18 protein-coding genes are annotated in these 19,461 nt (G+C 66.4%); 13 read left to right on the top strand and 5 right to left on the bottom strand.

Features of this window, described 5'->3' with window-relative positions; genetic code table 11:
* The first annotated feature begins 143 nt into the window (after positions 1 to 143).
* From N5J29_RS13595 to hslU, 8 genes are all read left to right on the top strand, one after another.
* Positions 144 to 2,255 (top strand): S9 family peptidase, encoded by a 2,112-nt coding sequence (locus N5J29_RS13595; protein ID WP_065175180.1) that lies wholly within the window; start codon positions 144 to 146, stop codon positions 2,253 to 2,255.
* 54 nt (positions 2,256 to 2,309) lie between these two features.
* On the top strand, positions 2,310 to 2,732 hold the full coding sequence (locus N5J29_RS13590; RefSeq protein WP_053520181.1) for a YbaN family protein: 423 nt from the start codon (positions 2,310 to 2,312) through the stop codon (positions 2,730 to 2,732).
* A gap of 84 nt (positions 2,733 to 2,816) precedes the next feature.
* A complete protein-coding gene (locus N5J29_RS13585) occupies positions 2,817 to 3,062 on the top strand; it encodes a lipoprotein (RefSeq protein WP_053520180.1) in 246 nt (81 codons plus the stop codon).
* A complete protein-coding gene (gene dapF, locus N5J29_RS13580; RefSeq protein ID WP_065175178.1) occupies positions 3,055 to 3,906 on the top strand; it encodes a diaminopimelate epimerase in 852 nt (283 codons plus the stop codon). The genes N5J29_RS13585 and dapF overlap by 8 nt, the downstream gene beginning before the upstream one ends.
* Positions 3,903 to 4,577: a DUF484 family protein gene (locus tag N5J29_RS13575; RefSeq protein WP_065175177.1), complete on the top strand. Its 675-nt coding sequence runs from the start codon at positions 3,903 to 3,905 to the stop codon at positions 4,575 to 4,577. Before dapF ends, N5J29_RS13575 begins: the two co-directional genes overlap by 4 nt.
* A 16-nt stretch (positions 4,578 to 4,593) precedes the next feature.
* On the top strand, positions 4,594 to 5,466 hold the full coding sequence (gene xerC, locus N5J29_RS13570; RefSeq protein ID WP_164150660.1) for a tyrosine recombinase XerC: 873 nt from the start codon (positions 4,594 to 4,596) through the stop codon (positions 5,464 to 5,466).
* A gap of 153 nt (positions 5,467 to 5,619) precedes the next feature.
* Positions 5,620 to 6,171 carry an ATP-dependent protease subunit HslV gene (gene hslV, locus N5J29_RS13565; protein ID WP_164150661.1) on the top strand — a complete coding sequence of 184 codons (552 nt, stop codon included), beginning with the start codon at positions 5,620 to 5,622 and terminating at the stop codon, positions 6,169 to 6,171.
* A gap of 88 nt (positions 6,172 to 6,259) precedes the next feature.
* On the top strand, positions 6,260 to 7,633 hold the full coding sequence (gene hslU / locus N5J29_RS13560; protein WP_164150663.1) for an ATP-dependent protease ATPase subunit HslU: 1,374 nt from the start codon (positions 6,260 to 6,262) through the stop codon (positions 7,631 to 7,633).
* 56 nt (positions 7,634 to 7,689) lie between these two features.
* Here hslU and N5J29_RS13555 read toward each other — a convergent pair whose 3' ends face one another.
* Positions 7,690 to 8,349 (bottom strand): TetR family transcriptional regulator, encoded by a 660-nt coding sequence (locus N5J29_RS13555; protein WP_164150665.1) that lies wholly within the window; start codon positions 8,347 to 8,349, stop codon positions 7,690 to 7,692.
* Between the two features lie 221 nt (positions 8,350 to 8,570).
* Here N5J29_RS13555 and smeD point away from each other — a divergent pair, with 221 nt between their 5' ends.
* From smeD to smeF, 3 genes are all read left to right on the top strand, one after another.
* Complete coding sequence (gene smeD, locus N5J29_RS13550; RefSeq protein WP_164150667.1) at positions 8,571 to 9,752, top strand: multidrug efflux RND transporter periplasmic adaptor subunit SmeD; 1,182 nt, start codon at positions 8,571 to 8,573, stop codon at positions 9,750 to 9,752.
* 12 nt (positions 9,753 to 9,764) lie between these two features.
* The gene (gene smeE, locus N5J29_RS13545; protein ID WP_053520172.1) at positions 9,765 to 12,887 is read left to right on the top strand and encodes a multidrug efflux RND transporter permease subunit SmeE; all 3,123 of its coding nucleotides are present in this window, start codon (positions 9,765 to 9,767) and stop codon (positions 12,885 to 12,887) included.
* A gap of 97 nt (positions 12,888 to 12,984) precedes the next feature.
* Positions 12,985 to 14,370, top strand: a complete 1,386-nt coding sequence (smeF, locus tag N5J29_RS13540; protein WP_164150669.1) for a multidrug efflux RND transporter outer membrane subunit SmeF — start codon at positions 12,985 to 12,987, stop codon at positions 14,368 to 14,370.
* Positions 14,371 to 14,548: 178 nt separating this feature from the next.
* Here the strand turns inward: smeF and N5J29_RS13535 are convergent, their stop codons facing one another.
* From N5J29_RS13535 to N5J29_RS13520, 4 genes are all read right to left on the bottom strand, one after another.
* Positions 14,549 to 14,971 (bottom strand): low affinity iron permease family protein, encoded by a 423-nt coding sequence (locus N5J29_RS13535; protein ID WP_053520445.1) that lies wholly within the window; start codon positions 14,969 to 14,971, stop codon positions 14,549 to 14,551.
* Between the two features lie 69 nt (positions 14,972 to 15,040).
* Positions 15,041 to 15,367 (bottom strand): hypothetical protein, encoded by a 327-nt coding sequence (locus N5J29_RS13530; protein ID WP_065175172.1) that lies wholly within the window; start codon positions 15,365 to 15,367, stop codon positions 15,041 to 15,043.
* 74 nt (positions 15,368 to 15,441) lie between these two features.
* Positions 15,442 to 15,702, bottom strand: coding sequence for a hypothetical protein (locus N5J29_RS13525; protein ID WP_164150671.1), 261 nt, complete (start codon positions 15,700 to 15,702; stop codon positions 15,442 to 15,444).
* A gap of 197 nt (positions 15,703 to 15,899) precedes the next feature.
* On the bottom strand, positions 15,900 to 16,352 hold the full coding sequence (locus N5J29_RS13520) for a nucleoside deaminase (RefSeq protein WP_197571616.1): 453 nt from the start codon (positions 16,350 to 16,352) through the stop codon (positions 15,900 to 15,902).
* An 80-nt stretch (positions 16,353 to 16,432) separates the two neighbouring features.
* Here N5J29_RS13520 and ubiE point away from each other — a divergent pair, with 80 nt between their 5' ends.
* Both ubiE and N5J29_RS13510 read left to right on the top strand, forming a co-directional pair.
* Entirely contained in the window at positions 16,433 to 17,194 is a 762-nt protein-coding gene (ubiE, locus tag N5J29_RS13515; protein WP_053520441.1) for a bifunctional demethylmenaquinone methyltransferase/2-methoxy-6-polyprenyl-1,4-benzoquinol methylase UbiE, read from the top strand.
* Between the two features lie 247 nt (positions 17,195 to 17,441).
* Positions 17,442 to 19,370 (top strand): M1 family metallopeptidase, encoded by a 1,929-nt coding sequence (locus N5J29_RS13510; RefSeq protein WP_111186200.1) that lies wholly within the window; start codon positions 17,442 to 17,444, stop codon positions 19,368 to 19,370.
* The last annotated feature ends 91 nt before the right edge of the window (positions 19,371 to 19,461 follow it).

Below are 19,461 nucleotides of genomic sequence, written 5' to 3'. Positions count from 1 at the left end.
GTACGCCGACCGCTGCCGGCGGGTCCGCACCGTGACGACCTGCAGGGTTGTGGTGCCGACGGGATTGGGGTCAGATCGCTGTTCGGGGAAGGGAACCGATCCCGTCGAAGACCATTGCATTGAAGCGCCTGGAGCCTTATCTCATGAAGTCCACCCTCTGCCTGTTGCTCGCCAGCCTGATGACCAGCACCGCTACCGCCGCCCCCCTGCCTGTTCCGCCGGACGCCGCCCGGCATCCGCACGAGGTCAAGGCCCCGTTCGGCGCGACCCGCAACGACGACTATTACTGGCTGCGTGACGACAAGCGCGCGAACAAGGACATGCTGGCCTACCTGCAGGCCGAGAACGCCTATGCCGACCAGGTGCTGGCGCCATTGAAGCCGCTGGAAGACGCGCTGTACAAGGAAATCGTCGGCCGCATCAAGCAGGATGATTCCAGCGTGCCGGCGCGCGAGCGCGGCTACTGGTACTACAGCCGCTTCGAGACCGGGCAGGACTACCCGATCCACGCACGCCGCAAGGGCAGCATGGATGCCGCCGAAGAAGTGCTGCTGGATGTCAACGCAATGGCCGCCGGCAAGGGCTACTTCAATGTCGGCTCGATGGAAGTCAGCCAGGACAACCAGCTGCTGGCCTGGGCCGACGATGACGTGGGCCGTCGCCAGTACACGATCCGCTTCAAGGACCTGCGGACCGGGCAGGTGCTGCCCGACGTGATCACCGGCAGTTCCGGCGACCTGGTCTGGGCCGACGACAACCGCACCGTGCTGTACGTCGAGAACGATCCGGAAACGCTGCTGACCGTGCGCGTGAAGAAGCACGTGCTGGGCACCCCGGCCAGCGCCGACACCGTCGTCTACGAAGAGAAGGACGACAGCTTCTACATGGGCATCGGCCGCACCCGCGACGACCGCTTCATCACCATCGGCGTGCACAGTACCGTGTCGTCGGAAGAGCGCTACGCGCCGGCCAGCGACCCGACCACGTTCACCGTGCTGGCGCCACGCCAGCGCGACGTGGAGTACGACGCCGACCACTACGATGGCCGCTGGGTGATACGTACCAACGACAGTGCAAAGAACTTCAAACTGGTCACCGCACCGACCGATGCCACCTCGCGTGCGCAGTGGAAGGACTGGATCGCGCATGACGATGCGGTGTTCATCGAAGGCTTCGAGCTGTTTGATGGCTTCACCGCCATTGCCGAGCGTTCCGAAGGCCTGGAGCGCATCCGCCTGCTGTTCAAGGATGGCCGCAGCGACTACGTGAAGGCCGATGAGCCGGCGTACTCGATGGGCCTGGGCGACAACACCGAGGCCGATACGCCATGGCTGCGCTACGTCTACACCTCGATGACCACCCCGACCACCGTGTTCGAGCTGAACACCGCCACCGGCGAGCGCCGCCAGCTGAAGGTGCAGCCGGTGATCGGCTATGACGCATCGAAGTACGAAACCGAACGCGTCTGGATCACCGCGCGCGATGGCGTGAAGGTGCCGGTGTCGCTGGTCTACCGCAAGGGCTACCAGAAGGACGGCAAGGGCGCGCTGTTCCAGTACGCCTACGGCAGCTACGGCATGTCGATGGACCCGTACTTCAACCAGACGGCAGTGAGCCTGCTCGATCGCGGCGTGGTGTATGCCATCGCCCACATCCGCGGTGGCCAGGAGATGGGCCGCGACTGGTACGAGAACGGCAAGCTGCTGCACAAGCAGAACACCTTCAACGACTTCATCGACGTTACCCGTGGACTGGTGGCGCAGGGCTGGGCGGCGAAGGATCGCGTGGCCGCGTCCGGTGGCAGTGCCGGTGGCCTGCTGATGGGGGCGGTGGCCAACCAGGCGCCGCAGGACTACCGGGTGATGGTGGCGCAGGTGCCGTTCGTGGACGTGGTCACCACCATGCTGGATCCGACCATCCCGCTGACCACCAACGAGTACGACGAGTGGGGCAACCCGGAGCAGAAGCAGTACTACGACTACATGCTCTCGTACTCGCCCTACGACAATGTCAGGAAGCAGGATTATCCGGCGCTGTTCGTCGGTACCGGCCTGTGGGATTCGCAGGTGCAGTACTGGGAACCGGCCAAGTGGGTGGCCAGGCTGCGCGACGACAACACTGGCCATTACCCGATCCTGTTCCGCACCAACATGGAGGCCGGCCATGGCGGCAAGTCGGGTCGCTTCCAGCGTTACCGCGAGCTGTCCGAATCGTATGCCTTCGTGCTGCAGCAGTTGGGTATCGCAGCACCGTGATTGCGGCGGGGTGCCGGGCGTTGCCGGGCACCCCGAACCGTTATCCTTGCGAGCATGAGCCTGCCTGAACCGCCTGCCGCCCAGGACGCAGCCCCGACCCGCCGGCCGGTGCGTTTCCGCTGGGCATGGTGGCTGCTCGCCTATGTCAGTCTCGGCACCGGCATTGTCGGCATCTTCGTGCCGGGGCTGCCGACAACCGTATTCATCCTGATCTCGGCATGGGCCGCCTCGCGCGGCTCCGAGCGGCTGCATGCCTGGCTGCTGCAGCATCCGCGCTTCGGGCCGGCCATCAGCAACTGGCAGGCGCATGGCGCGGTCAGCCGCTACGGCAAATGGATGGCCACGATCACCATGGCGGTCTGCGCCGGGATCATGCTGTGGTGCGTGCCGATCGCCTGGGTGAAATGGTTTTCCATCGGCAGCATGACCGTGGTGGCGATCTGGCTGTGGACGCGGCCGCTGCCGCCGCAGGACTGACCCTTCCGCCGGGCATGGCCCGGCGCTGCCATGGGGGCCGTACCCTCCACCAACCGCTCAGCCGGCAGTGGCTATACTCGGGGCATGAAGATTCCCCATCGAAACGCCATCCTGATTCCGCTGGCAGCGGCCTCGCTGCTGTTCCTGTCCGCCTGCGGCAACAAGGGCCCGCTGGTGCTGCCGCAGAAGCCGGTGCCGGTGGAAGAGACCGTCGAGCCGGCCACCGATGCCGACGGCGAAGCCACCCCGCCTGCCACCCAGGACACGGGTGACGGCAGTCCGTCGGTGACCCCGGACCCGGTGAAGAAGGTGGACGACGGGAATGAGTAAGACCGGTTCCACCGCGCTGCGTTTCAGCAAGATGCACGGCGCGGGTAACGATTTCGTAGTGATCGACCTGCGCGACGGCACCGCGCCGCCCACGCCACAGCTGGCCGCGCGCCTGGCCGACCGCCACACCGGCGTGGGCTGCGACCAGATCCTGACCATCGAGGCCCCGCGCGTCGAAGGCTCGGTCGCCTCGTACCGGATCTGGAACGCCGATGGCTCCAATTCCGAGCAGTGCGGCAACGGCGCGCGCTGCATCGCGGCCTGGCTGGTGCGCGAGGGCAGTGCCCAGGGCGATGCATTCGTCATCGACAGCCCACTGGCCAGCCATGCGGTGCAGGTGCTGGGCCAGGGCCAGTATGCGGTGACCATGGGCGTACCCGCATTCGAACCTGCCAGCGTGCCGCTGGTCGGCTTTGCCCACCCGCGCGAGGAGTATCTGCTGCCGCTGCAGGGCGAGAGCGTGCGGTTTGCTGCGGTGTCGATGGGCAATCCGCATGCCGTGATCGAGGTGGGCCTGATCGATGCGGCGCCGGTCGAGCGCGTCGGCGCGCTGCTGCAGCAGCATGCCTCGTTCCCGAAGTCGGTGAACGTGGGTTTCACCCAGGTCATCGCGCCGGACCACGCGCGGTTGCGCGTGTTCGAGCGGGGCGTCGGCGAGACCCTCGCCTGCGGCAGCGGCGCCTGTGCAGCCGCAGTCACCCTCATGCAGCGCGGTCGCCTGCAGCGCGATGCACGCATCAGCCTGCCCGGCGGCGAACTGCGCATCCAGTGGCCGGGCGAGGGGCAGCCCGTGGTGATGGCCGGCCCCACCGCATTCGTCTTCGAAGGGGAGTGGATCGCATGACTGAGACCGTCGACAAGCTCGGGGCCCATGAAGTCGCTGCCTGGTTGCGGCGCCATCCGGCCTTCCTCAAGCAGTTTCCGGACCTGGCGCTGACCCTGGTGGTGCCGCGCGATGACGGCCCGACCGCATCGCTGGCCAGCTACCAGCTGGAGCTGCTGCGGGAAAAGAACCGCGAGCTGGCGCGACGGTTGGCCGATCTGGGCGCGACCGCCCAGGTCAACGAACGGCTGGCGGTGCGCACCCACCAGCTGACGCTGGCACTGATGAAGCAGGGCAGTGCCGCCGATACCCTGCGTGCGATGGCCGCCTCGCTGCAGGAGGATTTCGCGGGTGATCTGGTGCGGCTGGTCGTGCACGTGCCGGTGGCCGGGCTGGAACAGGCCGAATGGCTGCAGGTCATCGCGGCCGACGATCCACGCCTGGGTCCCTTCCGTGATTGCCTGAAGGACGGTGAGCCGATCTGCGGCCGCCTGCAGCCGGAAAAGAACGCGGTGCTGTATGGCGCGCGCAGTGAGGAGGTGCAGACCACCGCCCTGCTGCCGCTGCCGGGTGTCGGCCTGATCGCGGTCGGCAGCCATGACCCGAACCGCTTCTACCCGGGCATGGGCACGCTGTTCCTGCGCATGATGGGCGAGGCCCTGGCCACCGGCCTCAAGCGCTTCCAGGACTGAGCGGAGCGCGGCGGCGATGAGCGCGGTCATGGCGTTCCTGCAGCACCTGCAGGTGGAACGGCGGATGTCGGCGCATACGCTGGACGCCTACCGTCGCGACCTGGATGCGCTGGCGGCATGGGCCGAGCCGCGGGGCGTGCCGGTGGAGGCGCTGGATGCTGACGCCGTGCGACAGTTCGTCGCCGATGAACATCGCCGGGGCCTGTCGGCCAAGAGCCTGCAGCGGCGGCTGTCTGCCTGCCGCAGCTTTTATGCGTGGCTGCTCAGGCATGGCCGCATCGAGGTCAGTCCAGCGGCCACGCTGAAGGCACCGCGAGCGCCGCGCAGGCTGCCGCAGGTGCTCGACGCCGATGAAGCAGTGCAACTGGTCGAACTGGAACCGGAAGGCGAGCTGGGGCGACGCGACCGCGCGCTGCTGGAGCTGTTCTATTCCTCCGGCCTGCGCCTGAGCGAGGTCTGCGCATTGACCTGGCGTGACCTGGATTTTGCCAGCGGACTGGTCAACGTGAAGGGCAAAGGCAACCGCCAGCGCCGGGTACCGTTCGGCAAGCCGGCGCGCGAGGCACTGCTCGCCTGGCGCAGCGAAAGCGGCGGCGCCCCGGCCACCCCGGTGTTTCCGGGCCGCAACGGGCCGATCAGCCAGCGCGCGGTACAGATCCGCATCCGCCAGCTGGCGCAGCGGCAAGGGCTGTTCAAGCACGTGCATCCGCACATGCTGCGGCACAGCTTCGCCAGCCACATCCTCGAATCGTCCGGCGACCTGCGCGGCGTGCAGGAACTGCTGGGGCACGCCGACATCGCCACCACGCAGATCTACACCCATCTGGATTTCCAGCACCTGGCCAAGGTCTACGACGCTGCGCATCCGCGCGCCAAGCGCCGCCGGTAGCGCCAAGTCATGCCCTGATGCGGTGGTAGCGCCGGGCCATGCCCGGCGGATGCAGCGGCCGCTGGCGCCCGAGCCCTGAACGGCAGCCATCCGCGCAGGCTTGATCGGCCCCGGCGCTGTCCCCATGTCCCGGGAACAGCTATCGGAGGCCGCATGGACCCCAGTCAGAACCCCAACGTTTTCCACGCCACCACCATCGCCTGCGTGCGTCGCGGCGAGCATGTGGCCATTGCCGGCGACGGCCAGGTCACGCTCGGCCACACCGTGATGAAGGGCAATGCGCGCAAGGTGCGCCGGCTGGGTCGCGATGGCCAGGTGCTGGCCGGTTTCGCCGGCGCGGCCGCCGATGCCTTCACCCTGTTCGAGCTGTTCGAGGCCAAGCTGGAAAAGCACGGCCAGCTGCAGCGTGCCGCCGTCGAGCTGGCCAAGGACTGGCGCACCGAGCGTCGCCTGGGCAAGCTGGAAGCACTGTTGGCCGTGGCCGACAAGGAAACCTCGCTGATCATCAGCGGTACCGGCGACGTGATCGAGCCGGAAGACGGCATCATCGCCATCGGTTCCGGCGGTTCCTACGCGCTGTCGGCGGCCCGCGCGCTGATGGCGCACACGGCGCTGGATGCGCGCACCATCGCCAGTGAAGCGATCAACATCGCGGGCGACATCTGCATCTACACCAACCGCAACGTGGTGGTCGAGGAGCTGTGACGCTCCCTGATCCGCCGGGCATGGCCCGGCGCTACCGGCCGGGCCGTCTGGTTCCGGTGTCATCGACAACGCATTCGTGAGCCCATCCATGTCGAAGATCGAAGTTTCCTCCGCCACCATGACGCCGCGCGAGATCGTGCAGGAGCTGGACCGGCACATCGTTGGCCAGCATGACGCCAAGCGCGCCGTGGCCATCGCCCTGCGCAACCGCTGGCGCCGCATGCAGCTGCCGGCCGAGCTGCGCAACGAGGTCATGCCGAAGAACATCCTGATGATCGGCCCGACCGGCGTCGGCAAGACCGAGATCGCGCGTCGCCTGGCCACGCTGGCCAATGCGCCGTTCGTGAAGGTCGAAGCGACCCGTTTCACCGAGGTCGGCTACGTCGGCAAGGACGTCGAACAGATCATCCGCGATCTGGCCGATACCGCGGTCAAGCTGTACCGCGAGCAGGCCAAGGTGCGCGTGCGCACCCAGGCCGAAGAACGTGCCGAAGACCGCATTCTCGATGCGCTGCTGCCACGCCGCAGCGGCGGCATCGGTTTCGACCCGGAAGTGGCGCGCAACGAGCCGTCGGCACAGGACAACGAAACCCGCATCAAGTTCCGCAAGATGCTGCGCAATGGTGAGCTGAACGAGCGCGAGATTGAACTGGATCTGGCCGCCAACGTCAGCATGGACATCATGACGCCGCCGGGCATGGAGGAGATGGGCCAGCAGCTGAAGTCCATGTTCGCCAATCTCGGCGGTGGTGCCAAGGCGCACAAGCGCACCTTGACCATCAAGGCGGCACGCCCGCTGCTGCTGGAGGAAGAAGCCGGCAAGCTGGTCAACGAGGACGATATCCGCACCGCGGCGATCGAAGCCTGCGAGCAGCATGGCATCGTCTTCATCGACGAGATCGACAAGGTTGCCAAGCGCGGTGACAACGTGGGTGGTGGCGACGTCTCGCGTGAAGGCGTGCAGCGCGATCTGCTGCCGCTGGTGGAAGGCTCGAACGTGTCGACCAAGTACGGCACGATCAAGACCGACCATATCCTGTTCATCGCTTCCGGTGCCTTCCACCTGGCCAAGCCGAGCGATTTGATTCCGGAGCTGCAGGGTCGTTTCCCGATCCGCGTGGAACTGGGCGCGCTGAGCAAGGGTGATTTCGTGCGCATCCTGACCGAGCCGAAGGCGGCGCTGACCAAGCAGTACGAAGCGCTGCTGGCCACCGAAGGCGTCAAGGTCAGCTTCACTGCCGACGCCATCGACCGCCTGGCCGAGATCGCCTTCCAGGTGAACGAGCGCCAGGAGAACATCGGTGCCCGCCGCCTGCATACGGTACTGGAGCGCCTGCTGGATTCGCTCAGCTACGAAGCGCCTGACCGCGATGGCGAGACCCTGGCCATCGACAGCGCTTACGTCGATGCGCATCTGGGTGAACTGGTGCAGGATCCGGACCTGAGCCGCTACATCCTGTAACGCAGAAGGCCGCCGAAAGGCGGCCTTCTTGTTTGAGGGATCCGACCCCTGTGCGCTCAGGCCTCCGGCAACGGCGCAGGTACGGTGCCCGGCTCGAACACGCCTTCCTTCACGTAGGCGGCCAGGGTCATGTCCAGCGCGAGCATGCCGTCGCGCTGGAGATCCATCAGATCCGGCTCGACCATCGCGCCATGCAGCACCCCCAGCACGGTCGCGTGCAGCATGCGCGCGGCGATCTTCGGGTCGGCGCCTTCGCGCAGCTGGCCCAGCGCCTGCGCGCGTCGCAGCGCACGCTCCATCCGGTCCAGCGCGTCGCGGAAACCGGCCTGCTGGAGTTCGGTCAGCACCTTGGTGTCGGCCGAAGCATCGCTGCGCACCATGATCTCCATGGTCTTGCGCAGGCGCTCGTCTTCGGACAGCTCGATGAAGGAATGGATCATCACCGCGCGCAGATCATGCACCGGCGTATCGCGCTGCTCGGTGGAGGTGCGCTCCAGTTCCTGCATGAAAGGCAGGTGCACCCGTTCGATGATCGCGGCCAGCACCTCGCCCTTGTTCTTGAAGTGCCAGTACACGGCGCCGCGGGTATAGCCGGCGCGGGCACCGATCATCTCCAGCGTGGTACGGGCCACGCCATGTTCATGGAAGCAGGCTTCGGCGGCGTCAAGGATGCCTTCCCGGGTTGCCTGGGTGTCCTCTTTGGTCTTGCGGGCCATGGGTACGAGTACGGGTGAAACGTGGCTGAATTGTACCTGTTTACAAACAAACAAGCATGTATGTATATTTCACCTCCATCGTTCCCGTCGTGTGCGTGGCTGTCCTGTTCCGGCACCCATGCCTGCCCGGGTGGGCGTTGTACGTGAGGCCTCAACCCTTTCCCGGGAGGTGTCCGCCGTATCAGTGCCTGCTGAGATTCTTCCTTCCAAGAGCCTTCCCCATGTTGCTGAGCCGAATCCGACCCTTTGCGCTGTCGCTGGCCATCGCCACGACCGTGGCCGCCTGTGGCGGCGAACCCCAGGCCCCCGAACAGGGGCCCGGCCAGGTCAGCGTGGTCACGCTGAAGTCCGAGACCGTGGGCCTGACCCGCGAGTTGCCGGGCCGGACCAATGCCTTCCTGGTGGCCGAAATCCGTCCGCAGGTCAGCGGCATCGTGGCCAAGCGCCTGTTTACCGAGGGCGGCATGGTCAAGGCCGGCGAGCCGTTGTACCAGCTGGATGACGCCAGCTACCGCGCCCAGGCCAACAGTGCCCGCGCACAGCTGGCCCGCGCCGAAGCCACGGCCAACGCCGCGCGCCTGAGTGCCAAGCGCATCACCGAGCTGGCCAAGGTCGATGCGGTCAGCCAGCAGGATCTGGAAAACGCCGTAGCCGCGCAGAAGCAGGCCGAGGCCGATGTCGGCGCCGCCCGGGCTTCGCTGGATTCGGCCAACGTCACGCTGGGCTACGCCCGCATCACCGCGCCCATCAGCGGCCGCATCGGCAAGTCCAGCGTCACCCAGGGTGCGCTGGTGAACGCCGGCCAGGCCGACGCGCTGGCCACGGTGCAGCAGCTGGATCCGATCTATGTCGACCTCACCCAGTCCTCGGCCGAGCTGCTGCAGCTGCGCCGCGAGCTGGCCGCCGGCCGCCTGCAGGACAACCAGCAGACGCCGGTCAGCATCCTGCTGGAAGACGGCAGCGCTTTCGAGCACAAGGGCACGCTGGAGTTCTCCGAAGTCAGCGTCGATCCAGCCACCGGCAGCTTCGGCCTGCGGGTCAAGGTGGAAAACCCCGATGGCCTGCTGATGCCGGGCATGTACGTGCGCGCAGTGATCGGTGGCGGCGTGCGCAGCGACGCGGTGCTGGTGCCGATGCAGGGCATCGCCCGCGATGCCAAGGGTGACACCACGGCGATGGTGGTCGGCAAGGACAGCAAGGTCGAAGTCCGCCCGGTCAAGGTCAGCCGCACCATCGGCGACAAGTGGCTGGTCGAGGATGGGTTGAAGCCCGGCGACAAGGTCATCGTCGAAGGCCTGCAGAAGATCGGCCCCGGCATGCCGGTCAACGCCACCGAAAAGGGCGCCGCACCGGCCAAGCCGGCCGCTGCCCCGCCTGCGGCTCCGGCCGGCGACGCGAAGTAAGCGGAGAATTCCATGGCACGCTTTTTCATCGATCGACCCATCTTCGCGTGGGTCATCGCCATCATCATCATGCTCGCCGGCGGCCTGGCCCTGTTCAAGCTGCCGGTCTCGATGTATCCCAACGTCGCTCCGCCGGCGGTGGAAATCAGCGCCACCTACCCGGGTGCCTCGGCCAAAGTGGTCGAAGACTCGGTGACGCAGATCATCGAGCAGAACATGAAGGGGCTTGATGGCCTGATCTACTTCTCCTCCAACAGCTCGGCCAACGGCCAGGCGACCATCACCCTGACCTTCGAGAGCGGTACCAATCCGGACATCGCGCAGGTGCAGGTGCAGAACAAGCTGCAGCTGGCCATGCCGCTGCTGCCGCAGGAAGTGCAGCGGCAGGGCATCAACGTGGCCAAGTCCAGCTCGGGCTTCCTGAACGTGATCGCCTTCGTCTCCGAAGACGGCAGCATGGATGCCAACGACATCGCCGATTACGTCGGCTCCAATGTCGTCGATCGCCTGAGCCGAGTCCCGGGCGTGGGCAACATCCAGGTCTTCGGCGGCAAGTACGCCATGCGCATCTGGCTGGACCCGAACAAGCTGCATACCTATGGCCTGTCGGTGCCGGAAGTGACCGCAGCGATCCAGGCACAGAACGCACAGGTGGCGATCGGCCAGCTGGGCGGCGCGCCCTCGGTCAAGGGCCAGCAGCTCAACGCCACGATCAATGCGCAGTCGCGCCTGCAGACGCCGGAGCAGTTCCGCAACATCGTCGTGCGCGGCGCGCAGGACGGTGCCGAACTGCGCCTGGGTGATGTCGCCCGCGTCGAGCTGGGCGCGGAGTCCTACGACTTCGTCACCCGCTACAACGGCCAGCCGGCCAGCGGCCTGGCCGTCACCCTGGCCACCGGCGCCAATGCGCTCGACACCGCCGCCGGCGTGGATGCTGCGCTGGACGACCTGAAGAACTTCTTCCCGGCCGGCCTGAAGGCCGAGATTCCGTACGACACCACGCCGTTCGTACGCGTGTCGATCAAGGGCGTCGTGCAGACCCTGATCGAAGCGATCGTGCTGGTGTTCGTGGTGATGTACCTGTTCCTGCAGAACTTCCGCGCCACCCTGATCCCGACCATCGCCGTGCCGGTGGTGCTGCTGGGCACGTTCGGCGTACTGGCGATGCTCGGCTTCTCGGTGAACATGCTGACCATGTTCGCGATGGTGCTGGCGATCGGCCTGCTGGTGGACGACGCCATCGTGGTGGTGGAGAACGTCGAGCGCATCATGTCCGAGGAGGGCCTGTCGCCGCTGGAGGCCACCCGCAAGTCGATGGGCCAGATCACCGGTGCACTGGTCGGCATCGGCCTGGTGCTGTCGGCCGTCTTCGTGCCGATGGCCTTCATGAGTGGCTCCACTGGCGTGATCTACCGGCAGTTCTCGGCAACGATCGTTTCGGCGATGGCGCTGTCGGTGCTGGTCGCGATCGTACTGACCCCGGCGCTGTGCGCCACCCTGCTCAAGCCGCTGAAGAAGGGCGAGCATCATGTCGCCCACCGCGGCCTGGCCGGTCGCTTCTTCAACGGCTTCAACCGGGGTTTCGACCGCACCAGCGAAAGCTACCAGCGTGGTGTACGCGGCATCCTGAACCGTCCGTGGCGTTTCATGGGCATCGTCGCCGCGCTGTTCGTACTGATGGCGGTTCTGTTCGTGCGCCTGCCCAGCTCGTTCCTGCCCAATGAAGACCAGGGCGTGCTGATGGCGCTGGTGCAGGCCCCGGTCGGCGCCACCCAGGAACGTACCCTGGAATCGATCGCGGCACTGGAGAATCACTTCCTGGAGAACGAGAAGGCGGCGGTCGAGTCGGTGTTCTCGGTGCAGGGCTTCAGCTTCGCCGGCATGGGCCAGAACGCGGGCATGGCCTTCGTCAAGCTGAAGGACTGGAGCGAGCGTGACGCCGACAACGGCGTGATGCCGATCACCGGCCGCGCCATGGCTGCGCTGGGTGGGATCAAGGACGCCTTCATCTTCGCCTTCCCGCCGCCGGCGATCCCGGAGCTGGGTACCGCTTCGGGCTACACCTTCTTCCTGAAGGACAACAGCGGCCAGGGCCACGATGCACTGGTGGCCGCGCGTGACCAGCTGCTCGGCCTGGCGGCCGGCAGCAAGAAGCTGGCCAACGTCCGCCCGAACGGCCAGGAAGACACGCCGCAGTTCCGCATCGACATTGATGTGGCCAAGGCAACGTCGCTGGGGCTGTCGATCGCCCAGGTCAATACCACCCTGGCCACCGCATGGGGCAGCGCCTACATCGATGATTTCGTCGATCGTGGCCGCGTCAAGCGCGTGTTCGTGCAGGCCGACCAGCCGTTCCGCATGGTACCGGAGGACTTCGATCTCTGGTCGGTGAAGAACGACAAGGGCGAGATGGTTCCGTTCAGCGCCTTCGCCAGCAAGCACTGGGACTACGGCTCGCCGCGCCTGGAGCGCTACAACGGCGTGTCGGCAATGGAAATCCAGGGCGAACCGGCCCCGGGAGTCGCCTCCGGTGACGCCATGGCCGAGATCGAGCAGCTGGCCAAGCAGCTGCCGGCGGGCTTCGGCATCGAGTGGACCGCGATGTCCTACCAGGAACGCCAGGCCGGCTCGCAGACCCCGCTGCTGTACACGCTGTCGCTGATGATCGTGTTCCTGTGCCTGGCCGCGATGTACGAAAGCTGGAGTGTTCCGACCGCCGTGCTGCTGGCCGCCCCGCTGGGTATCCTCGGCGCGGTGCTGGCCAACACCTTCAAGGGCCTGGAGCGCGACATCTACTTCCAGGTGGCAATGCTGACCACGGTGGGCCTGACCAGCAAGAACGCGATCCTGATCGTCGAGTTCGCCAAGGAAAACCTGGAGAAGGGGGCCGGCCTGATCGAATCGATCATGCATGCCGTGCGCGATCGCCTGCGTCCCATCGTGATGACCTCGCTTGCGTTCGGCATGGGCGTGGTGCCGCTGGCGATCTCCACCGGTGCCGGTTCCGGCGCCAAGCAGGCCATCGGCATCGGCGTGCTGGGCGGCATGATCGTCGGCACCGCGCTGGGCGTGTTCTTCGTGCCGCTGTTCTTCGTGGTGGTGCAGCGCGTGTTCAAACGCAGGACCGCCGAGTGATGGAATCCGGCAGCGCCGGGCCATGCCCGGCGGATGCCTTACCGCGTAGCTGCCGGGAACGGCCCGGCGCTACCACCGTGACCCCCAAGGTGTCGCCATGAAATTCTCTTCTCTTGCTGTATCCCTGGCCGCCGTGCTCACGGTCGCCGGGTGCTCCACCCTCGCGCCGAAGGACACGGCCGTTGCCCCGGCGATTCCTGCGCAGTGGCCGGCAGAGGCCACGCAGGGCCAGGTTGCCGATGTGGCCACGCTGGGCTGGCGTGACTTCTTCACCGATCCACGCCTGCAGCAGGTGATCGGCCAGGCGCTGGACAACAACCGCGACCTGCGTGTGGCCGTGCTCAATGTCGAGCGCGCACGCGGCCAGTACCGGGTGCAGCGCGCCGACCGGGTGCCGGGTGTGGCCATCACCGGGCAGATGGAGCGCACAGGTACGGATGCGGGAGTCACCGAGCAGTTCACTGCCGGCGTCGGCGTGGCCGAATTCGAGCTGGACCTGTTCGGCCGCGTGCGCAACCTCAGCGAGGCAGCCCTGCAGCAGTACTTCGCCATCGCCGCCAACCGCCGTAATGCACAGCTGAGCCTGGTGGCCGAGACGGCAACGGCGTGGCTGACCTACGGCGCCGACAGCCAGCAGCTGAAGATCGCCGAAGCGACACTGAAGACCTATGAGGATTCGCTGCGCCTGGCAGAAGCACGCCATGAACGTGGCGGCAGTTCAGCACTTGAACTGACCCAGACCCGCACCCTGGTCGAAACCGCGCGCACCGATGCCGCACGCCTGCGCGGCCAGCTCGCGCAGGACCGCAATGCCCTGGCGCTGCTGGCCGGTGGCCAGGTCGACCCGGCTCTGCTGCCGGATGGCATCGAGCCGCAGTTGCTGGCACTGGCCCCACCACCGGCCGGCCTGCCCAGCGACGTGCTGCTGCTGCGCCCGGACATCATGGCGGCCGAACACCAGTTGCTGGCCGCCAACGCCAACATCGGCGCTGCCCGCGCAGCGTTCTTCCCGAGCATTTCGCTGACAGGCAGCATCGGCAGCGGATCGAATGAACTGTCGAACCTCTTCGACAGCGGCACGCGCGTGTGGAGCTTCCTGCCGAAGATCACCCTGCCGATCTTCCAGGGCGGCCGTTTGCGTGCCAATCTCGACATCGCCAATGCAGATCGTGATATCGCATTGGCGCAGTACGAGAAGGCGATCCAGAACGGCTTCCGCGAAGCGGCGGATGCGCTGGCGATGAACGTAAGCCTGGATGAGCAGGTCAGCGCCCAGCAGCGTCTGGTCGACGCGGCCGAGCAGGCCAACCGGCTGTCGCAGGCACGCTATGACGCCGGCCTGGACAGCTTCGTCAGCCTGCTCGACGCGCGTCGTACGGCCTACAGCGCGCAGCAGACGCGGCTGCAGGCGCAACTGGCCCAGCAGGCCAACCGCATCACCCTGTACAAGGTGCTGGGCGGCGGCTGGCACGAACGCAGCTGACGGGACGCGCCGGGCATGGCCCGGCGTGGATTCCGGTAGCGCCGGGTCATACCCGGCGGCTTTTCGGTCAGACATTCGCAAAGTCTGACGCAGGCCACACCTGTCGGTGAGATCCCGGTAGCGCCGGGTCATACCCGGCGGCGCTTCGATCAGGCGTTCGCAGGTCGTCGCGTCAGGGCTACACCGCTTCGTCATCACGGCGCACCGTGTGGCAGGCCCGCACACGGGCCAGGGCGTCGCCGGCTTCGCGTGCCATCCGCTCATACTCGGCGCGGATCTCTTCCAGCCGCTGTTCATCCAGTTCTTCCAGATCCAGCAGCTCGTTGTTGGCTTCCGCGGTGGCCCGGATCAGTTCGTCCAGCTTGATCTGCATCGCCGCCGTATCGGCGTTCTGCGTGTGCTGGATCAGGAAGACCATCAGGAAGGTGATGATGGTGGTGCCGGTGTTGATGACCAGCTGCCAGGTGTCGTTGAAACCGAACACCGGGCCGGAGATGCCCCACACCACCACGATGGCTACTGCACCCAGAAAGGTCCACGGAGAGCCGGTGGCGGCCGCGGCCTTCTTGGCGATGGTATTGAACAGGTTTCTTGCTTTCATCGTCGTCGTCCCGCTGGGGTGACGTGATGATCGGCGCGTGGCCGTGCAGCCCGCGTGCAGCAGGCCTGCTCAGGCGCGCAGCCGCGGTGCGTCCTGCAGGCGCACGCGGCTGGCCTGGTAGACGTGCTGCCAGCAGCGGTCGACGAACTCGCGGGCCTGTGCTTCGCTCAGCCGCGGCATGATCTGCAGCGCATACTGGGTCTGGAACATCTCGTCACGCTGCTCGTTGCTGGCGCGCGGCTGGGTGATCAGCGAATCGCAGGCGAACTTGATCCAGGGTACGTAGGAACCGAACGAATTATGAGGCAGCGCACCGTCGGCATGCTGGCGGCGCCAGTGCTCGAGTTCCGCATCGACGTCGATGACCGGGGGAATGGCAGGGACTTCAGTGTGCATGTCGATCCAATCGGTTGAGGTGGACGTGGAGTGGGGGGAATCGCAGTGTTGCCTGATCACCGGTGGAAGCGGTGTCATCGCAATGTGGAAACAGCGTTGCTATTGCCGATCAGTTGGGCGTGCTCGACCACGCCGAGGTCTTCAGCGATGTCCGCCATCGCGTTGCACAGGCGGACGTGGTCGCGTGGATGGTCGCGCACCAGTTCCAGCTGCATGCTCTGATAAGCGGTCCAGAACAGGGCACCGCGCCGATGCAACCGATATTGGCCCCGCAGGCGGGCGCGGATTCCGTCAAGGATCAGATTGGGCGTGGGGCTTGCAGCGTGCGCGCACATGGCTGGCTCCGCCGGGGTAGGGGGCCCCGGTAACCCCACCGTAGGCGTGCCGGAGCGGTGGGGTGTTACCGCGGCGTGTGCATGCGTGCCGACGGAGTGCGCAGCGCGTCACATCGAACGCCGCAGACGCTGACTGCACAAGGGCCTGCCGCGGATGAAGCATTCATTAAACGCGGGCTGGGGTCAGTCCACGGCACTCATTCGCCGATGTCTTCGTTCCAGATCTCGGGATATTGCGCAATGAAGCTCCCGAGCAGGTCGACGCATTCCTGGCTGTCGAGGTCGATCACATTGACGCCGTTTTCGCGCAGCCAGTCGATGCCGCCCTGGAACGTGCGGGACTCGCCGACCACCACGGTGCCGATGTTGAACTGGCGCACCAGTCCCGAGCAGTACCAGCACGGGGCCAGGGTGGTCACCATGATCGTGTCGCGGTAGCGACGCTGGCGCCCGGCCTTGCGGAAGGCGTCGGTCTCGCCGTGCACGGAGGGATCGCCTTCCTGCACCCGGCGGTTGTGGCCGCAGCCGAGCAGGCGACCGTCGTTGTGGTACAGCGCCGCGCCGATCGGCACGCCGCCCTCGGCCAGGCCCTGGCGGGCTTCGGCGATGGCGGTCTGCAGCAGGGCCTGGTAATCAGGTGTGGTGATCATGCGGGGCTCCGGAAGGTCATGGGCTGCCATGATAAGGCGCCGTTCCCCCGCAGCGGCCCTGGCGGTGCGATAATCGGGGCATGAGCGAATCCCCCTACAAATCCGGTACCACCCATTTCGGGTTCCGCGACGTCGCCGCCAAGGACAAGCAGAAGCTGGTCGGGCAGGTGTTCACCTCGGTCGCGCGCAACTACGACCTGATGAACGACCTGATGAGCCTGGGCGTGCACCGGGCGTGGAAGCGTTACTACGTGGCGACCGCGCAGGTGAAGCCCGGTGACCGCGTGCTTGACCTCGCGGGGGGCACTGGCGACATTGCCGCCCTGCTGAAGGAGCGCGTCGGCGCCGAAGGTTCGGTGGTTCTGGGCGACATCAATGCCGGCATGCTGTCGGTGGGCCGTGATCGCCTCACCAACCGCGGCCTGGTGCTGGGCCTGGACTACGTCCAGTGCAATGCCGAGGCCCTGCCGTTCCCGGACAACAGCTTCGACCTGGTCACCATCGCCTTCGGCCTGCGCAACGTGACCGACAAGGATGCCGGCCTGCGCGAGATGTACCGCGTGCTCAAGGTCGGTGGCCAGGCGCGTGTGCTGGAGTTCTCCGAGGTCACCGCCGACTGGTTCAAGCCGATCTACGACTTCCACTCGTTCAAGATCCTGCCGAAGCTGGGCAAGCTGTTCGCCAATGATTCGGACAGCTACCAGTACCTGGCCGAGAGCATCCGCAAGCATCCGCCGCAGGACGAGCTGAAGGCCATGATGGGCGAGGCCGGTTTCGAGCGCTGCCACTACAAGAACCTGACCGGCGGCATCGTGTCGATCCACTCCGGCTACAAGCTGTAAGCCTTGCTCTTGGTGGGTGCCAACCTTGGTTGGCACTCGGCCGCTGCGGTCATCCGCTCTGGTAGGTGCCGACCTTGGTCGGCACGGGCCTGCCACATGCGTTGATGGATCCGTGCCAACCAAGGTTGGCACCTACCCAGGGCGCCGCCGCAGGATCGGCCTTGGCCGCCTTACCCCGCACCGCGCAACGCCTGCGGGGCCGGAGGGAGGTACCATTGGGGTTTGCTCCCCGTAACGGTCCCGATTCATGCGCAATCCGCTGATGCTCCTTCCGTTGGCCGTGGCCCTGGCCGCTGGCTGCTCCCAGGAGGCGGCCGCGCCCGCCGCCGCCCCGACTGCCGAAAAGGCCCCCGCCGCTCCCGTGAACGCCGAGAACCGCAGCCACGACGAAAGCTCGTACGCCGAGCCGGACAAGGTCGTCATCAAGGACATCGCGCTGGACCTGAAGCTGGACTTCGACCAGAAGCAGATCGGCGGTACCGCGACCTACACCCTGGAATGGAAGCAGAAGGACGCCACGCAGCTGGTGCTCGACACCCGCGAGCTGACCGTGTCCAAGGTCGAAGCCGTTGCCGCTGACGGCGCGCGCAGCCCGCTGAAGTTCGAGCTGGCGGCGGCCGACAAGGTGTTCGGCAGCAAGCTGACCATCGAGGCCCCGCAGCAGCCGGCCAAGGTCGAGGTGACCTACCACACCGCGCCGACCGCCTCGGGCCTGCAGTGGCTGGCGCCGTCGATGACCGAAGGCAAGAAGCTGCCCTTCATGTTCAGCCAGTCGCAGGCCATCCATGCCCGTTCCTGGGTGCCGCTGCAGGACACCCCGAGCGTGCGCTTCACCTACAGCGCGCACGTGGTCTCGCGCCCGGACGTCATGGTGCTGATGAGCGCCGACAACGACCCCAAGGCCGCGCGTGATGGTGACTACACCTTCAAGATGCCGCAGCCGATCCCGTCCTACCTGCTGGCGATCGCCGCCGGCGACCTGGTGTTCGAGCCGATCTCCGGCCGCTCCGGCGTCTGGGCCGAACCGACCATGGTCGGCAAGGCGGCCAAGGAATTCGAGGACACCGAGAAGATGATCGGTGCCGCCGAGAAGCTGTACGGCGAGTACCGCTGGGGCCGTTACGACATGCTGGTGCTGCCGCCGTCGTTCCCGTTCGGCGGCATGGAGAACCCGCGCCTGACCTTCGCCACCCCGACCGTGATCGTCGGCGACAAATCGCTGGTTTCGCTGGTCGCCCACGAACTGGCGCACAGCTGGTCGGGCAACCTGGTGACCAACGCCAGCTGGAAGGACATCTGGCTCAACGAGGGCTTCACCACCTACGTCCAGGGCCGCATCACCGAAGCGCTGTACGGCAAGGAGATGGCCGAAATGGAGCGGCAGATCGACCAGACCGATCTGCTGGCGGAAGTGAAGGACATGAGCCCCGCCGACCAGGCGCTGGCGCTGCCGCCGCTGAACGAGCGTGACCCCGATGAAGCCCTGAGCCAGGTGGCCTACGTCAAGGGTTCCTGGTTCCTGGAGTTCCTGGAACAGCGTTTCGGCCGCGAGACCTTCGATCCGTTCCTGCGCGGCTGGTTCGATGACCACGCCTTCCAGAGCGCGAATACCGACCAGTTCGTCGAGTACCTGAAGAAGAACCTGCTGCCGAAGAACCCGTCGGCAGTGACGGAAGCCGAACTGAAGGCATGGCTGGACGAGCCGGGCATCCCGGCGTTCGCGGCCAAGGCGCAGTCGCGCAACTTCAGCAGCGTCGATACCGCGCGCATCGCCTTCACCAGCGCCGGCACCGTGCCCAGCAGCCAGGTCATCGCTGACTGGAGCACCCAGGAGTGGGTGCGCTTCATCGACGGCCTGGGCACGACCCAGCCGCTGGACACGCTGGCCACGCTGGACAAGGCCTTCCACTTCACGGGCACGCCGAATGGCGAGATCGCCATGCGCTGGTATCCGCTGGCCATCCGCAGCGGCTACGAGCCGGCCAATGAGGCCGCGGCGGCATTCATCGAGCGTGTCGGCCGTCGCAAGCTGATCCTGCCGATCTACGCCGAACTGGTGAAGACGCCGAAGGGGCTGGAGCTGGCCAAGCAGGCCTTCGAGAAGGCCAAGCCGGGCTACCATCCGATCACCACTGCCTCGGTGCAGGACATGCTGGCCAAGGCCGAAGCCAAGTAAGAACAAGCGCCGGGCACTGCCCGGCGCTTTTTTTGTAGAGTCGAGCCATGCGCGACTTTGCAAGCATGCGAAAAACACGAAGGACCTCTGC

Origin of the sequence: Stenotrophomonas sp. GD03680, from assembly GCF_029844625.1 — a bacterium.
Classification (GTDB): Bacteria; Pseudomonadota; Gammaproteobacteria; order Xanthomonadales; family Xanthomonadaceae; genus Stenotrophomonas; species Stenotrophomonas maltophilia_P.
This window is presented reverse-complemented; position numbering and strand designations above follow the sequence as displayed.

Bases quoted from the DNA above. Each gene is read 5' to 3' on its own strand.
- N5J29_RS13595 (WP_065175180.1), top strand. From the start codon at position 144: ATGAAGTCCACCCTCTGCCTGTTGCTCGCCAGCCTGATGACCAGCACC.
- N5J29_RS13590 (WP_053520181.1), top strand. From the start codon at position 2,310: ATGAGCCTGCCTGAACCGCCTGCCGCCCAGGACGCAGCCCCGACCCGC.
- N5J29_RS13585 (WP_053520180.1), top strand. From the start codon at position 2,817: ATGAAGATTCCCCATCGAAACGCCATCCTGATTCCGCTGGCAGCGGCC.
- dapF (WP_065175178.1), top strand. From the start codon at position 3,055: ATGAGTAAGACCGGTTCCACCGCGCTGCGTTTCAGCAAGATGCACGGC.
- N5J29_RS13575 (WP_065175177.1), top strand. From the start codon at position 3,903: ATGACTGAGACCGTCGACAAGCTCGGGGCCCATGAAGTCGCTGCCTGG.
- xerC (WP_164150660.1), top strand. From the start codon at position 4,594: ATGAGCGCGGTCATGGCGTTCCTGCAGCACCTGCAGGTGGAACGGCGG.
- hslV (WP_164150661.1), top strand. From the start codon at position 5,620: ATGGACCCCAGTCAGAACCCCAACGTTTTCCACGCCACCACCATCGCC.
- hslU (WP_164150663.1), top strand. From the start codon at position 6,260: ATGTCGAAGATCGAAGTTTCCTCCGCCACCATGACGCCGCGCGAGATC.
- N5J29_RS13555 (WP_164150665.1), bottom strand. From the start codon at position 8,349: ATGGCCCGCAAGACCAAAGAGGACACCCAGGCAACCCGGGAAGGCATC.
- smeD (WP_164150667.1), top strand. From the start codon at position 8,571: ATGTTGCTGAGCCGAATCCGACCCTTTGCGCTGTCGCTGGCCATCGCC.
- smeE (WP_053520172.1), top strand. From the start codon at position 9,765: ATGGCACGCTTTTTCATCGATCGACCCATCTTCGCGTGGGTCATCGCC.
- smeF (WP_164150669.1), top strand. From the start codon at position 12,985: ATGAAATTCTCTTCTCTTGCTGTATCCCTGGCCGCCGTGCTCACGGTC.
- N5J29_RS13535 (WP_053520445.1), bottom strand. From the start codon at position 14,971: ATGAAAGCAAGAAACCTGTTCAATACCATCGCCAAGAAGGCCGCGGCC.
- N5J29_RS13530 (WP_065175172.1), bottom strand. From the start codon at position 15,367: ATGCACACTGAAGTCCCTGCCATTCCCCCGGTCATCGACGTCGATGCG.
- N5J29_RS13525 (WP_164150671.1), bottom strand. From the start codon at position 15,702: ATGTGCGCGCACGCTGCAAGCCCCACGCCCAATCTGATCCTTGACGGA.
- N5J29_RS13520 (WP_197571616.1), bottom strand. From the start codon at position 16,352: ATGATCACCACACCTGATTACCAGGCCCTGCTGCAGACCGCCATCGCC.
- ubiE (WP_053520441.1), top strand. From the start codon at position 16,433: ATGAGCGAATCCCCCTACAAATCCGGTACCACCCATTTCGGGTTCCGC.
- N5J29_RS13510 (WP_111186200.1), top strand. From the start codon at position 17,442: ATGCGCAATCCGCTGATGCTCCTTCCGTTGGCCGTGGCCCTGGCCGCT.